Origin of the sequence: Streptomyces sp. NPDC052079 (assembly GCF_040680275.1) — a bacterium.
Lineage (GTDB): Bacteria > Actinomycetota > Actinomycetes > Streptomycetales > Streptomycetaceae > Streptomyces.
Genome location: NZ_JBFAWL010000014.1, coordinates 159,778 through 173,935, shown reverse-complemented (window position 1 = coordinate 173,935; position 14,158 = coordinate 159,778). Strand labels below are relative to the sequence as shown.

General features: G+C 71.5%; 10 protein-coding genes and 3 pseudogenes. 8 read left to right on the top strand and 5 right to left on the bottom strand.

Annotated features, from left to right (window positions below; all coding sequences use genetic code 11):
- Nucleotides 1–162: pseudogene (locus AB0L56_RS21335) on the bottom strand (transposase); the annotation flags it as partial.
- A 24-nt stretch (nucleotides 163–186) separates the two neighbouring features.
- On the opposite strand from AB0L56_RS21335, the pseudogene AB0L56_RS21330 reads away from it, so the two are divergent.
- The 5 genes and pseudogenes from AB0L56_RS21330 to AB0L56_RS21310 all read left to right on the top strand — a co-directional run.
- Nucleotides 187–364, top strand: a pseudogene (locus AB0L56_RS21330) (S8 family serine peptidase); the annotation flags it as partial.
- Nucleotides 365–536: 172 nt separating this feature from the next.
- Nucleotides 537–3,911 carry a pyruvate carboxylase gene (locus AB0L56_RS21325; protein ID WP_365425335.1) on the top strand — a complete coding sequence of 1,125 codons (3,375 nt, stop codon included), beginning with the start codon at nucleotides 537–539 and terminating at the stop codon, nucleotides 3,909–3,911.
- Nucleotides 3,912–4,186: 275 nt separating this feature from the next.
- Nucleotides 4,187–4,999 (top strand): SAM-dependent methyltransferase, encoded by an 813-nt coding sequence (locus tag AB0L56_RS21320; protein WP_365425333.1) that lies wholly within the window; start codon nucleotides 4,187–4,189, stop codon nucleotides 4,997–4,999.
- Between the two features lie 46 nt (nucleotides 5,000–5,045).
- Nucleotides 5,046–5,621: pseudogene (locus AB0L56_RS21315) on the top strand (class I SAM-dependent methyltransferase); the annotation flags it as partial.
- Between the two features lie 247 nt (nucleotides 5,622–5,868).
- Nucleotides 5,869–6,666, top strand: a complete 798-nt coding sequence (locus AB0L56_RS21310; protein ID WP_361033793.1) for a VOC family protein — start codon at nucleotides 5,869–5,871, stop codon at nucleotides 6,664–6,666.
- Nucleotides 6,667–6,689: 23 nt separating this feature from the next.
- On the opposite strand, the gene AB0L56_RS21305 is transcribed toward AB0L56_RS21310, so the two are convergent.
- Complete coding sequence (locus AB0L56_RS21305; protein WP_365425331.1) at nucleotides 6,690–7,079, bottom strand: RidA family protein; 390 nt, start codon at nucleotides 7,077–7,079, stop codon at nucleotides 6,690–6,692.
- 75 nt (nucleotides 7,080–7,154) lie between these two features.
- Nucleotides 7,155–7,808: a phosphoribosyltransferase family protein gene (locus tag AB0L56_RS21300; RefSeq protein ID WP_365425329.1), complete on the bottom strand. Its 654-nt coding sequence runs from the start codon at nucleotides 7,806–7,808 to the stop codon at nucleotides 7,155–7,157.
- A 96-nt stretch (nucleotides 7,809–7,904) separates the two neighbouring features.
- On the opposite strand from AB0L56_RS21300, the gene AB0L56_RS21295 reads away from it, so the two are divergent.
- A complete protein-coding gene (locus AB0L56_RS21295) occupies nucleotides 7,905–8,330 on the top strand; it encodes a VOC family protein (protein WP_365425327.1) in 426 nt (141 codons plus the stop codon).
- Nucleotides 8,331–8,349: 19 nt separating this feature from the next.
- On the opposite strand, the gene AB0L56_RS21290 is transcribed toward AB0L56_RS21295, so the two are convergent.
- Entirely contained in the window at nucleotides 8,350–10,176 is a 1,827-nt protein-coding gene (locus AB0L56_RS21290; protein ID WP_365425325.1) for an ATP-binding cassette domain-containing protein, read from the bottom strand.
- Between the two features lie 346 nt (nucleotides 10,177–10,522).
- Between AB0L56_RS21290 and AB0L56_RS21285 the strand changes: the two genes are divergently transcribed.
- A complete protein-coding gene (locus AB0L56_RS21285) occupies nucleotides 10,523–11,380 on the top strand; it encodes an NAD(P)H-binding protein (RefSeq protein ID WP_365425323.1) in 858 nt (285 codons plus the stop codon).
- Nucleotides 11,381–11,576: 196 nt separating this feature from the next.
- A complete protein-coding gene (locus tag AB0L56_RS21280; RefSeq protein ID WP_365425321.1) occupies nucleotides 11,577–12,017 on the top strand; it encodes a nuclear transport factor 2 family protein in 441 nt (146 codons plus the stop codon).
- A 25-nt stretch (nucleotides 12,018–12,042) separates the two neighbouring features.
- Here the strand turns inward: AB0L56_RS21280 and ligA are convergent, their stop codons facing one another.
- Nucleotides 12,043–14,133 carry an NAD-dependent DNA ligase LigA gene (gene ligA / locus AB0L56_RS21275; protein WP_365425319.1) on the bottom strand — a complete coding sequence of 697 codons (2,091 nt, stop codon included), beginning with the start codon at nucleotides 14,131–14,133 and terminating at the stop codon, nucleotides 12,043–12,045.
- Between the last annotated feature and the right edge of the window lie 25 nt (nucleotides 14,134–14,158).

Here is a 14,158-nt window from a genome sequence, read left to right as displayed (position 1 = left end):
CCGGTCGGCGATCCGCGCGTGGACCCGGGCGACGCGGCGCCGGGCCTTCTCGCGGTTCGCCGAGCCCTTCGCCTTCCGCGACAGCTCACGCTGCGCGCGGGCCAGGCGGGCGCGGTCACGCCGCTCCTGCCTGGGGTTGGCGATCTTCTCGCCGGTGGACAGCGGCCGGCCGCGTCGCGGGACACATCCGGCACCTCGATGGCCTCCCCCCCACGTGGCCGGCGCGGCCGCCGTGTATCTCGCCGGTCACCCGGACGCCGACCCGGCGGCCGTGGCGTCGGCACTGACCGGCGGGGCCACCGCCGACAAGATCAGCAACCCCGGCTCCGGCACCCCGAACAAGCTGCTCAAGATCACCGAGTAGTGCGGCGCCCCGGCGCGGGCCGCTGACATGGTGAGGGCCACAGAGGGAAAACGTTCCTCTGTGGCCCCTCACATGCGCCGGCCGCCCGGCGTGAGTGGCCCGGCTCACATGGCGTACCGGACCTGCCACCGACACGATGGTCTTCGTCAACGGCAGGCTGAAGGGATCGAGAATGTTCCGCAAGGTGCTGGTCGCCAATCGCGGTGAGATCGCGATTCGGGCGTTCCGCGCGGCCTACGAACTGGGCGCCCGAACCGTCGCCGTCTTCCCCCACGAGGACCGCAAATCGTTGCACCGCCTGAAGGCGGACGAGGCGTACGAGATCGGCGAACCGGGGCACCCGGTGCGGGCCTACCTCTCCGTGGAGGAGATCGTGCGCGCCGCGCGACGGGCGGACGCCGACGCCGTCTACCCGGGCTACGGTTTCCTGTCCGAGAATCCGGAACTGGCCAAGGCGTGCGAAGATGCGGGCATCACCTTCGTCGGGCCGAGCGCCGAGATCCTGGAGCTGACCGGGAACAAGGCGCGGGCCGTGGCCGCCGCCCGTGAGGCGGGCGTTCCGGTCCTGGGCTCCTCGACGCCCTCGACCGACGCGGACGAGCTGGTCCGCGCAGCCGACGGGATCGGTTTCCCCGTGTTCGTCAAGGCGGTCGCGGGCGGCGGCGGGCGCGGCATGCGCCGCGTCGAGGACCCCGCCCAGCTGCGGGAGGCCATCGAGGCGGCCTCCAGGGAGGCGGCGTCCGCGTTCGGCGACCCCACGGTCTTCCTGGAGAAGGCCGTCGTCGAACCCCGTCACATCGAGGTGCAGATCCTCGCCGACGGCCAGGGCGACGTCATCCACCTGTACGAGCGCGACTGCTCGGTGCAGCGCCGCCACCAGAAGGTGATCGAACTCGCGCCCGCGCCCAACCTCGACCCGGCTCTGCGCGACCGCATCTGCGCCGACGCCGTGCGCTTCGCCCGGCACATCGGCTACCGCAACGCCGGCACCGTGGAGTTCCTCCTCGACCGGGACGGCAACCACGTCTTCATCGAGATGAACCCGCGCATCCAGGTCGAGCACACGGTGACCGAGGAGGTCACCGACGTCGACCTCGTCCAGGCACAGCTGCGCATCGCCGCCGGCGAGACACTCGCCGACCTCGGTCTCTCCCAGGAGACCGTCACCCTGCGAGGCGCCGCGCTGCAGTGCCGCATCACCACCGAGGACCCGGCCAACGGCTTCCGTCCCGACACCGGGCGGATCAGCGCGTACCGCTCGCCCGGCGGCTCGGGCATCCGCCTGGACGGCGGCACCACCCACGCCGGTACGGAGATCAGCGCCCACTTCGACTCCATGCTGGTGAAACTGACCTGCCGGGGGCGGGACTTCGCCACCGCGGTGGGCCGGGCGCGGCGCGCCGTGGCCGAGTTCCGCATCCGCGGGGTCGCCACGAACATCCCCTTCCTGCAGGCGGTGCTCGACGATCCGGACTTCCAGGCCGGAAACATCACCACGTCCTTCATCGAACAGCGTCCCCAGCTGCTCACCGCGCGCCACTCCGCCGACCGGGGCACCAAGCTGCTCACCTACCTCGCCGACGTCACGGTGAACAAGCCGCACGGCGAGCGGCCGGATCTCATCGACCCGCTCACCAAGCTGCCGTCGCCGCCCGCCGGTGATCCGCCGGCCGGCTCCCGGCAGCGGCTCGCCGAGCTCGGCCCCGACGGCTTCGCCCGCGCACTGCGCGCCTCGCCGACCCTCGGGGTCACCGACACCACGTTCCGCGACGCCCACCAGTCGCTGCTCGCCACCCGGGTCCGCACCAAGGACCTGCTCGCCGTCGCCCCGGTGGTGGCGCACACCCTTCCCCAGCTGCTGTCACTGGAGTGCTGGGGCGGCGCCACCTACGACGTCGCCCTGCGCTTCCTCGCCGAGGACCCCTGGGAGCGCCTGGCCGCCCTGCGCGAAGCCGTACCGAACATCTGCCTGCAGATGCTGCTGCGCGGCCGCAACACCGTGGGCTACACCCCGTACCCCACCGAGGTGACCGACGCCTTCGTCCAGGAGGCCGCGGCGACCGGCATCGACATCTTCCGCATCTTCGACGCGCTGAACGACGTCTCCCAGATGCGGCCCGCCATCGACGCCGTACGCGAGACCGGCACGGCCGTCGCCGAGGTGGCCCTGTGCTACACCGCCGACCTGTCCGACCCGTCCGAGCGGCTCTACACCCTGGACTACTACCTGCGTCTGGCCGAGCAGATCGTCGACGCGGGCGCCCATGTGCTGGCCGTCAAGGACATGGCCGGCCTGCTCCGGGCACCGGCGGCCGCGACCCTCGTGTCGGCCCTGCGCCGGGAGTTCGGCCTTCCGGTGCATCTGCACACGCACGACACCGCCGGCGGCCAGCTGGCCACCTACCTCGCCGCGATCCAGGCGGGCGTGGACGCGGTCGACGGCGCCGTGGCCTCCATGGCGGGCACCACCTCGCAGCCGTCCCTGTCGGCACTCGTCGCGGCGACCGACCACTCGGAGCGGCCCACCGGCCTGGACCTCCAGGCCGTCGGCGACCTGGAGCCCTACTGGGAGAGCGTCCGCAAGGTCTACGCACCCTTCGAGGCCGGCCTGGCCTCACCGACCGGCCGCGTCTACCACCACGAGATTCCCGGCGGCCAGCTCTCCAACCTGCGCACCCAAGCCGTCGCGCTCGGCCTCGGCGACCGCTTCGAGGACATCGAGGCGATGTACGCCGCCGCCGACCGGATGCTGGGCCGTCTGGTGAAGGTCACCCCCTCGTCGAAGGTGGTGGGCGACCTCGCCCTGCACCTGGTCGGCGCGGGGGTCTCCCCGGAGGACTTCGAGGAGGAGCCCGACCGCTTCGACATCCCCGACTCGGTCATCGGCTTCCTGCACGGGGAGCTGGGCACCCCGCCCGGCGGCTGGCCGGAACCCTTCCGCAGCAAGGCCCTGCGGGGCCGCGCCGAGCCCAAGCCGGTCCAGGAGCTGACCGCCGACGACCGGGCGGGCCTGGCGAAGGACCCCCGGCCGACCCTCAACCGCCTTCTCTTCCCCGGCCCCACGAGGGAGTTCGAGACGCACCGCCAGTCCTTCGGCGACACCAGCGTCCTGGACAGCAAGGACTTCTTCTACGGACTGCGTCCCGGCAAGGAGTACAGCGTCGACCTCCACCCGGGCGTGCGGCTGCTCATCGAACTGCAGGCCGTGGGTGACGCGGACGAACGGGGCATGCGCACCGTGATGTCCACGCTGAACGGCCAGTTGCGGCCCATCCAGGTCCGTGACCGGGCGGCGGCCTCCGACGTCCCGGTCACCGAGAAGGCCGACCGCGCCAACCCCAACCATGTCGCGGCGCCCTTCGCCGGCGTGGTGACCCTCGCGGTCGCCGAGGGCGACGAGGTGGAGGCCGGCGCCACGGTGGCGACCATCGAGGCGATGAAGATGGAAGCCACGATCACGGCCCCGAAGTCAGGCACCGTCAAAAGGCTGGCAATCAACAAAATCCAACAGGTAGAAGGCGGCGACCTCCTGCTGGAACTAGCCTGACGATGTTCCCCGCGCCCTTTGGAGCGCGGGGAACTGCACGCCCTTAGGGGCGCGGGGAACTGCGCAAAAACGGGGGTCTGGGGGCGAAGCCCCCAGGGACGGGACGGGAAGGGGCGGCGGGGGCGAAAAAACCGTTGGCCCCGACCCCGAACCCCGCAGGCCGGACCCACTGCAGCAACCCCGACTCCCTACCGAAGAACCCTGCGCCGAGGCCCCGTGAAACCGTAGATTATGCGTTGGCCAAAACAGCCCTCGAATAACTACGGACGGTACTGATGACCGACCCCGCCGCGGCGCCCGACTCAGCGCAACAGAACATCGACACCTCGGTCCCGCACTCGGCCCGCATATGGAACTTCTGGCTGGGAGGGAAAGACAACTACCCCGTCGACGAACAGGCCGGCGACGCCTACACCGCCGTCTTCCCCGGCATCGTCACCATCGCCCGCAGCAGCCGAGCCTTCCTCCGCCGCAACATCACCTATCTCGCCGCCGAGCAGGGCATACGCCAGTTCCTGGACATCGGCACCGGACTGCCCACGGCCGACAACACCCACCAGGTCGCCCAGCGGATCGCCCCCGACTCCCGGATCGTCTACGTCGACAACGACCCCCTGGTCCTGGCCCACGCCCGGGCGCTGCTCTACTCCACCCCGGAGGGAGCCACGGCATACGTCGACGCCAACGTCCTGGACCCGGACCGCATCCTGGCGGCCGCGGGCGAGACCCTGGACTTCAAACGTCCCACCGCTCTCATCCTGAGCAACATCCTGGGCCACATCGCGGACTACGACCAGGCCCGCTCCATCGTCACCCGGCTGATGGCCGCGCTTCCCTCCGGCAGCTACCTCTCCATCAACGACGGCTCACGCGGCATCGACCCCGTCTTCGAGCAGGCGCAGGACGTCTACAACGAAAGCGGCGCCGTCCCCTACAACCTGCGGACCATCGACCAGATCACGGCCTACTTCGACGGTTTGGAGCTCGTGGAGCCGGGTGTCGTCTCGGTCCCGCTCTGGCGTCCCGAGCCCACCTCGCCCGCGCCGGAACCCATCGGCGAGCACGGCGGCCTCGCCCGCAAGCCCTGAGGTAATTCGCTGGACAACGCCGGGGCCGACGACGAGCGTTGGCGCAATGAGACAGGAGGACCTCTGGAACGCGGACGCCGCCCGACGCCATGACACGCCCGGAACCGGCATGTTCGCGCCCGACGTTCTGGGGCCGGCCGTGGACCGGCTGGCCCGGCTGGCGGAAGGGGGAGCGGCACTCGAGTTCGCCATCGGCACGGGCAGGGTGGCCGTTCCCCTCGCCGCCCGCGGAGTGCCCGTGACCGGCATCGAACTGTCCCTGCCCATGGTGGAGCAACTGCGCACCAAGGCCGACGAGTCGGTGATCCCCGTGGTCATCGGCGACATGGCGAGCACGGTCGTCCCCGGCGAGTTCACCCTCGTCTACGTTGTGTGCAACACGATCTCCAATCTGCTCACCCAGGCCGAGCAGGTCGAGTGCTTCCGCAACGCCGCCCGCCATCTGCGCCCCGGCGGGCGGTTCGTGGTGGAACTCTGGGTGCCCGAACTGCGCAAACTCCCGCCCGGCCAGACGGCCATGGTCCGGGAGTCCGCCCCCGGATACATCGGTCTCGACACCTACGACGTCCTGCGCCAGCACGTCGTCTCGTACCACTTCCGGTTCGACGAGAGCGAGCAGGCCGAACCGGTGACTGGGACACCTTGAGGCCGCTTCCGCCAGGCGCCTCTCACGGTCACCGACAGGTGGAGATCCCTGGCTGGAGCACCGAGCCGTTCACCCCTCCCGGCTCGTGCTCCCCTTCACCGCATGCGAGGGGGCGAACCTGCGGTAACCCCGCACCGAGCGACCCGGACGGACAAGCCGGAGGGCGAGTGTCAGTGCCCGGTGGCACGCTGGCGCCAAAGGGAATCTGTGAAAGGACACCGCGGTGATCACCACTGACTTCGCCCCCGGCTCCCCCTGCATGCTCGACCTCGGATCGCCCGACGTCCCGGCCGCCGCGGCCTTCTACGGCGCGGTCCTCGGCTGGGACTACGAGCCCATGGGGGACGGGGAGGACATGGAAGGCGGGATGTTCCGCAAGGACGGCAAGATGGTCGCCGGGCTCGGCAAGCTCACCGAGGAGGGCGCCCGCCCCGCCTGGATGATTTACTACACCGTCACCGACGCGGACGCCACCACCCAGACGGTGGAGCGCCTCGGCGGCACCGTGCGGGTGCCGCCCATGGACCTCGACAACTGGGGCCGGATGGCACAGTACAGCGACCCGCTCGGCGGCCAGTTCGCCGTGTGGCAGCCGGGGGAGAGCAAGGGGGTCGAACTCGTGGACGAGCCGGGCTCACTGTCCTGGGTCGAGCTCTACACCAGCGACGCGGCGGCCGCCAAGGAGTTCTACGGCCAGGTCTTCGGCTGGCAGTTCAGCGACATGCAGATGCCGGGAGGGGAGGGCACCTACACCCTGATCACCCCGGCCGGGCTGCCCGAGGAGCGCATGCAGGGCGGGCTCATGGAAGTCCGCAAGGAGGACCTCGCCCTGGCGGGCGGCCGCCCGTACTGGCACCCGGTCTTCCATGTCACCGACTGCGACGCCGCGGTGGCCAAGGTCAGGGAGAACGGCGGAAGGGTCCAGATGGGACCCGAGGACGCGGAAGGCGTGGGCCGTCTGGCTGTCTGCCTCGACCCCTTCAACGCGGACTTCGTGGTACTGACCCCGGCCCAGAGCTGAACGCCCGGGTCCCGGGCCGGCCGTCACCGGGCCGATCGCTGTGCGTAGACCTCGATCTCGATCTTCATACGGGGATCGGCGAGACCGCACACAAGCATGGTGGCGGCCGGCCGGACGTCCCCGAAACAGCGGCGCAGGACCGGCCAGCAGGGTTCGAAGTCCGCCCGGTCGGGCAGCAGATAACGCACCCGCACCACATCGGCGAACGTGCACCCCGCCTCCTTCAGCGCGGCCCCGACGTTCCGCAGGCACTGCTCGGCCTGCTCCACCACGTCCTCCGAGATGGTCATGTCGGTGTAGTCGAACCCGGTCGTGCCGGACACATGCACCGCGTCCCCGTGGACCACGGCGCGGGCATAACCGATCTGCTCCTCGAACGTCGAGCCGCTGAGGATTGCACGTCGCTCCGTCATGCGGCGCACGCTAGGGCGGCCGACCGGGATACGTCCAATGGGGTGGCGGTGACGCCCTGATGCCGGTAAGGCCGCCTACCGGGCCGGGTGGAGCTCCCGCAAGGCGTCGCGTACTTCCTCGTCGGAGATCGGGGGGAAGTCGGAGTACCACTCAGCCACCGAGTGCACCTGTTCGGGCTGGTGCAGGGCGACGACGTCGTCGGCCTCGTCCCGCAGCGCCGCGGCGGTCCGCGCGGAGCACACCGGGACCGCCAGGGTCAGGCGCAGCGGGTCGCCGCGCCGCAGGTGCCGCAGGGCGGCGCGGGCCGTGAGCCCCGTGACCAGTCCGTCGTCCACGACGACCACGCTGTGACCGCGGACGTCCGGCTCGGGGCGTCCCCCGCGGTACACCAGCTCACGCCGGTGCACTTCGACGCGTGCCCGGGCCACCTCGGGGCCGAGTTTGTCCACGGCCAGGTCGAGGAGACGCAGCGCCGTGCGGTCGAACACCGGCGGGTCGTCGCCGGCGATCGCCCCGATGCCGACCTCGGGGGAATCCGGCACACCGATCCGGGCGACGACGAGGACGTCCAGAGGGACGGCCATCGCGCGGGCGATCTCCACCCCGACCGGAACGCCCCCGCGCGGCAGCGCCAGCACGGTCACGTTCGTGAGATCACCGCTGCTGGCCCACTCCAGCATCCTGACGGCCAGCTCCTGTCCGGCCTCCTGACGGCTTCGGAATCGCACGGCTCGCTCCCTTCCTCGGCCCACCGGGCCGGGTAACCGCCGCCGTCCCCGCCACTCACCTCGCGCCCTCCTCCACGGTCTGAGCACAGTGGAGAGATGAACGCACACGACGACAAGCCGCTGGCCGGGGCGCGCGTGGCGACCAGGCTTCCGGCTCAGGACCTCGACCGGGCGCGCCGCTTCTACTCCGAGCGGCTCGGCCTGGAGCCCGTCGACGAGCGCCCCGGCGGGCTGCTGTACAGCTCCGGCGGCGGGGAGTTCGTCCTCTTCGCGTCGAGCGGAGCGTCCCCGGGGACCTTCACCCAGATGGCGTTCGAGGTCGACGATCTCGACGGCGTCGTGGCAGAGCTGAAACGGCGCGGCGTGGTGTTCGAGGAGGTCGACCTCCCGGGACTCCACACCGTGAACGGCATCGCCGAGATCGACGGCAACTACCCGACCAAGGGTGCCCGCGGCGAACGGGGCGCGTGGTTCCGTGACAGCGAGGGCAACCTGCTGGGCCTGGGCGAGCCGGTGAGGTGAGGGCGCGGACACACGTCACTCAGCGGTCCTGGGACAGGCGCAGGAGGTCGGCGAAGGTGCCGCCGGCGTGGGTGAGGTCGTCGTAGGTCCCCCGTTCGGTGATGCGACCATGCTCCATGACGACGATGTGATCGGCGATCCTGGTGTTCTCCAGGCGGTGGGTGACGACGATGGTGATGCGGTCGCCGGAAATCGCCCTGATCCTCTCGAACATGCCGTGCTCACCGCGCGGATCCATCTGTGAGGTGGGCTCGTCCAGGATCAGCAGCGGCGGGCGCCGGTACAGGGCACGGGAGCAGGCCAGGCGCTGCCACTGACCGCCGGAGAGTTCGGCACCGCCGAAGATCTCGCGGGCCAGCAGGGTGTCGAGGCCGGCGGGCAGATCCTCTACGGCGTCGCGCATCCCGACCGCGTCGACTGCCTCCCAGACCTCGCGGTCGTCCAGGCTTCTGGGCTGGCCCAGCGTGACGTTCTCCCGCGCCCGCAGCGGCCACTGGGCGAAGATCTGCGGAACGAGGCCGGTGCAGCCCCATACCGTGGCCGGATCGGCGTGCGCGATGTCGGTGCCGTTCCAGGTGACGCGGCCCTTGTCCGCGAGGTAGATGCCGGTGATCAGGCGGGTCAGCGTGCTCTTGCCGGACCCGTTCACGCCGACCACGGCGAGGATCTCCCCCCGCCGCAGGGTGAGGGAGACGCCGTCGACGGCGGGCCGTTCCTTGCCGGGGTACTGGTAGGTGACCTCCTCCAGCCGGATCTCCTCCACCGGGGCGTGGACCGCCTTCGGGCCCCGCTTGGGCGCCCGCCGGGCGGCGTCGTCGAAGAATGCCTGCATGTCGCTGAGGTACAGGCTGGTGTGGAACACCGCGGCACCGTTGATGACGACCTGGGACAGCGCCGCCAGCGTCGTCTGCACCGCGACGACGGCGGTGGCGGCGATCGCGGGTGCGATCCGCCCGGAGACGGCGAGCCACGCGAGCATCCCCCAGGTGGCCGCCAGGAACGCGCCGCCGGCGAGGGACGACAGCAGCGCGATGCGCAGGGTGCGGGGAGCCGCGGCCAGGGACCGCTGGTCGACCCGCTCCGACAGGGCGCGGTACCAGTACAGGATGTAGTCCGTCATCCCGTTGGCGCGGACCTCGTCGCCGTACTTCGGTGTGGTCGCCCACCAGCGCGTCATCCCGCGGACGTTGCGGTCCGCGACGTTGGCGTAATGGATCTCGTAGTCGACGCGCGCGGTGAGTACCGCACCCACGCCCGCAGGGGCCACGGCCAGGAGGAGCAGCGGCAGCATCAGGGGGTTGAGCACGGACAGGACACCACCGGCCATGACCATCCGGATCAGGGCGGCCATGAAGCGCTGCGCGTCCATCACCATGACATGGGTCCGTGTCACACCCATTTCCGCCGCCTCCTGACGGTCGGAGAAGCCGTCCCCGGCGTACGCCGCTGCCTCGACCCGGCAGACCGACTCGACCAGCGCCGAGTCGGTCTCCGTGGTCAGGCGCGGCGTGATGCGCCGCTCGGCGTACTCGGCCACGGCCACCGACACGCGGGCGAGGGCACTCGCCACCGCGACAACGGCGAGGGCGGGCAGGGCCTCGCGCAGGCGGCCGGCGACCGTTCCCGTACCGAGGACGGGGCCCATCGCCCGGGCGGTCGCCGCCAGCAGGACCGCCGCGGACACGCCGGAGACGACCTGACAGGTGAGGAGCAGGAGCACCGCCTTACGGTCGATGGCCCAGGCCATGGCCATGATCCGGCGCAGCACGGAGGGGAGCTGGGAGCACAGGGCCCGGAAACCGACCTGCCCGAGCGGGTTCACCGAGTAGTGCCCGGAGTACGTCATCTCGGCAGGAGGCGGAGGCGGAGGGGGGACGGCGCGGTCGGTCGAGCGAGTCAACGGCACTTCTCCCTACGGCGTGGATGGCGACGGCAGCAGACTCAACGAGACCGGCAGCGATATCGAACACAGGTGTTTCGGACGAAGCCTTCGCCGCGCAAGGGAATGGTGGCCTGGGCGGGCGACGCGGTGGTCCTTGGCCGGGCCGGGGTCCGGGCGGGGCCCCGGGTGGCCGAAACGCCGTCGCCGATGCCTGCGTGACGGATGGGATCCGACGCGGCTCCCAACCGGGCGTCACCGGCTGCCGCCCTTGCGGACAGAAACCGACCGCAAGCCCTCATACGGTCGTCCCATGACACAGACACAGAAGATCCTCGTCACCGGCGCCACCGGAACCGTCGGCCGTCAGGTTGTCGCCGAACTGCTCGCCCGCGGCCATGCGGTCCGCGCCCTCACCCGGGATCCGGCGAGGGCCGGCCTGCCGGCGGAGGTCGAGGTGGTGCGGGGCGATCTGACCGAACCCGACAGCCTGATCCCGGCCCTGGAGGGTGTCACCGGTCTTCATCTGATCACCTTCGGCGGGCCCTATTTCGCCCCGCTGGAGACCGGTCCGCGGATCCTGGAGGCGGCCCGGGCGGCCGGTGTACGGCGGGTCACCGTGCTGCACGGAGGCGGCCCGTCCCCGCTGGAGGACGCCGTGCGCGCCGACGACGGCGTGGACTGGACCGTGGTCATGCCGGTGGAATTCATGGCCAACGCACTGGAGTGGGCCGAGGGCATCGTCGCGGCGGACGAGGTCCGCGAGCCGTTCGTGTCCCGGCTCAGCGCCATGGTCCACGAGGGCGACATCGGCGCCGTCGCCGCGGTGGCCCTCAGCGAGGAGGGCCATGGCGGTCAGGAGTACGTGGTCACGGGTCCCGAGGTGCTGACCGTCGGGGACAAGGTGGCGGCGATCGCCGCAGCCCGGGGGCGAGCCGTCTCCCTGGTCGAGCTGACCGAGGAGGAGGCCGTGGCGCAGTGGCGGGCGGCGGGGCACTCGGACGAGGTGATCGGCTTCCTGCTCGAGGTGTACGGCAACACTCCGGAGGTCGGGCGCACGGTCGTCGACACCGTGGAGAAGCTCACCGGCCGCCCGGCCCGCAGTTTCGCCCAGTGGGCCGAGGAGCACGCGGACGCGTTCATGGCAGGGGGTGCCGCGGGCCCGGCATGACGTTCCGCACGGTGCCCGGGCGGGGCAAGGACGGGGCACGGACGGGGCTGCCCACCGGCGGCCACCGTCCGGCCCGGCCCGGGCCCGGGCATGACCCCCGAGGTAATCGACCCGTTCCTTCCTCGCCCGGCAGGATCGAGCCCATCCACCGGGACCCCGCAGGCGGGGACCCGGCCGCAGCCGTGAGGAGAGCGTCATGCCCGCCCATTCCGCCGCCACCGCGCAGTCCGACGCCGAGGCCACCCGGGCCGTCGTACGGGAGTTCCTCGCCGCCCGGTCGGCCGGGGACACCGGGCGGCTGGTCGCGCTCTTCGCCGACGAGGTCGACTGGCTGCTCGCCGAGAACCCGGGCGTTCCCTGGATCCGTCCGCGCTCCACCGCCGCCGAATGCGCCGCCCAGTTCACGGAGCTGATGGAGCACACCGTGCCCGAGGACGCGCGTGCCGGCGTCGACACCTTTCTCGTCGACGGCACGGACGCGGTTCTGATGGGTCATCTGTCCGGGACGGTACGGGCGACGGGACGGTCCTTCCAAGGACCGTTCGCCCTGCGCCTGACCGTGGAGGACGGCCGGATCACCCGGCACCACCTCTACGAGAACAGCCTGTCCATCGCCGAGGCCTGCGCCACGCCCTGACGGCCGGGCGCCGGCCGGCGCCGGCTCATTCGAGGAGCCCGCCGACCATGACGGCGAACTCGTCCGGGGTCGCGAGCCGGACGCCGAGCTGCTCGGCCTTGGCGCGCTTGGAGCCGGCGCCCTCGCCCGCGACCACCAGCGTGGTCTTCTTGGAGACGCTGGAGGACGAGCGCCCGCCGGCCCGTTCGATGAGTTCGTTCATCTCGTTGCGGGAGAGCTTCTCCAGGGGCCCGGTCATCGCGCCGGTGACCACGACGGTCATCCCGTCCAGCGGCCCGCCCGCCGCCGGCGCGGTGTCCTCGCCGTCGCCGCCGGGAGCGGCATCGGCGGCGGCCGGGGGAGTGGCACCGGGCTCGGTCATGGTGACGCCGGCGGCCGCGAGCTTGTCGATGAGCGGACCCAGCTCCGCCAGCTCCGCCACGATCGACGGGGCCTTCTCCGCCCCGATGCCGTCGACCCGCTGCATGGCCTCGGCGTCGGCCGCGCGGATGTGGTCCATGGTCGCGAAGTACCGGGCAATACGCCGCGACATGGACCGTCCGGTGCCCCGGACGCCCAGCGCGCACAGCACCCGTGACAGCGGCTGCCCCTTGGCCTTGTCGATCGCGGCCAGCAGGTTGTCCGTGCTGGTCTCCCCCATGCGCTCCAGGGCGAGCAACTGCTCGCGCCGGAGCAAGAACAGGTCGGCGAGGTCGGTGACCAGGCCCGCGTCGACGAGCTGGACGACGCGGGTGGCACCGAGTCCCTCGATGTCGAGCTGGTCGCGGCCCGCGGCGTAGGCGAGGGAGGCGACCAGGTGGCAGTTGCGGCCCTGGGCGCACCGCCAGCGTTCCTCACGGGTCTCGATGTCCGAACCGCACCGTGGACACTGCCCCGGGAACGCGATCGGCTGCTCCTCGCCCGTGCGCAGATGGGCGACCGGGGCCTCGATCCGGGGGATGACGTCGCCCGCCCGGTGCACCATGACATGGTCGCCCAGGCGCAGGTCGCGGCGGGTGATGTCGGCCGGGTTGTGGAGCGTGGCGTAGGTGATGGTGGAGCCGTCGATGACGACCGGTTCGAGGACGGCGCGCGGCGCGATGATGCCGGTGCGGCCGACGTTCCACTCCACGTCCAGCAGCCGGGTGATCTTCTCCACCGCGGGCAGCTTGTAGGCGATCGCCCAGCGCGGGGCGCGGGAGCCCGACCCGGCGGCCTCCCGGTCGGCGGCGAGGTCGGCCTTGACGACGATCCCGTCGATGCCGAAGGGCAGCTCGGCGCGGAGCGCGGCGATCTCCTTGACCCGGACCAGGACCTCGTCGGGGGTCTCGGCGACGAGGTCGGGGACCGGGGTGCGGGCGCTGGTGTGTACGCCGAGGTCCGCGGCCAGTGCCATCAGCTCGCTGTGCGCCATCTCGGTCATCCGCCGAGCCAGTGCGGAGTCGGTCTCGGGCAGCGGCAGCAGGCCGTAGCCGAAAAACGTCATCGGCACCGTGTAGACGCGCTCCTTCGCCCGAAGGGTACCCGCGGCCGCGTTGCGCGGGTTGGCGAACGGCTGCCCGCCGTGACCGGTGCGCACCTCATTGGCGTGCTCGAACTGGACCGACGTCATGAGGACTTCCCCGCGCACCTCCACGGTGACTGGCTCGTCCAGCTGCTCCGGGAGCCCCTCGATGGTGCCGATCGCGTGCGAGACGTCCTCCCCGGCCGTCCCGTCCCCACGGGTGATCAACCGACACAGCCGGCCGCCGCTGTAGCGGGCCGCGATCGCCAGCCCGTCCAGCTTCGGGCCCACGCTGAAGCGCGCCGCGTCACGGCCGATCCTGCGGGCCAGCGAAGCGGTCCAGGCGGTGAACTCCTCCGTGGAGAACACGTTGTCGAGACTCAGCATCGGCACCGTGTGCGGCACATCGCCCACCACCGCCCCGCCGGCGACCTTGCCGGTGGGGGAGTCGGGGAGTATCCCGTCGGGATGGCCCGCCTCCCAGTCGGCGATCCCCCGGACCAGCCGGTCGTACGCGTCGTCGTCCAGCGGCGAGGTGCCTCCCGCGTAATAGGCGGTCGCCGCACGCACGGCGTCCTGGACCGCCTGGGCGTACGCGGCGGCATCGACGATCAGTGCTGCAGGTGTTGTCATGCGTCACATCCTTCCGCCCACCACT

Bases quoted from the DNA above. Each gene is read 5' to 3' on its own strand.
- AB0L56_RS21325 (WP_365425335.1), top strand. From the start codon at position 537: ATGTTCCGCAAGGTGCTGGTCGCCAATCGCGGTGAGATCGCGATTCGG.
- AB0L56_RS21320 (WP_365425333.1), top strand. From the start codon at position 4,187: ATGACCGACCCCGCCGCGGCGCCCGACTCAGCGCAACAGAACATCGAC.
- AB0L56_RS21305 (WP_365425331.1), bottom strand. From the start codon at position 7,079: ATGACGGAGCGACGTGCAATCCTCAGCGGCTCGACGTTCGAGGAGCAG.
- AB0L56_RS21295 (WP_365425327.1), top strand. From the start codon at position 7,905: ATGAACGCACACGACGACAAGCCGCTGGCCGGGGCGCGCGTGGCGACC.
- AB0L56_RS21290 (WP_365425325.1), bottom strand. From the start codon at position 10,176: ATGACGTACTCCGGGCACTACTCGGTGAACCCGCTCGGGCAGGTCGGT.
- AB0L56_RS21285 (WP_365425323.1), top strand. From the start codon at position 10,523: ATGACACAGACACAGAAGATCCTCGTCACCGGCGCCACCGGAACCGTC.
- AB0L56_RS21280 (WP_365425321.1), top strand. From the start codon at position 11,577: ATGCCCGCCCATTCCGCCGCCACCGCGCAGTCCGACGCCGAGGCCACC.
- ligA (WP_365425319.1), bottom strand. From the start codon at position 14,133: ATGACAACACCTGCAGCACTGATCGTCGATGCCGCCGCGTACGCCCAG.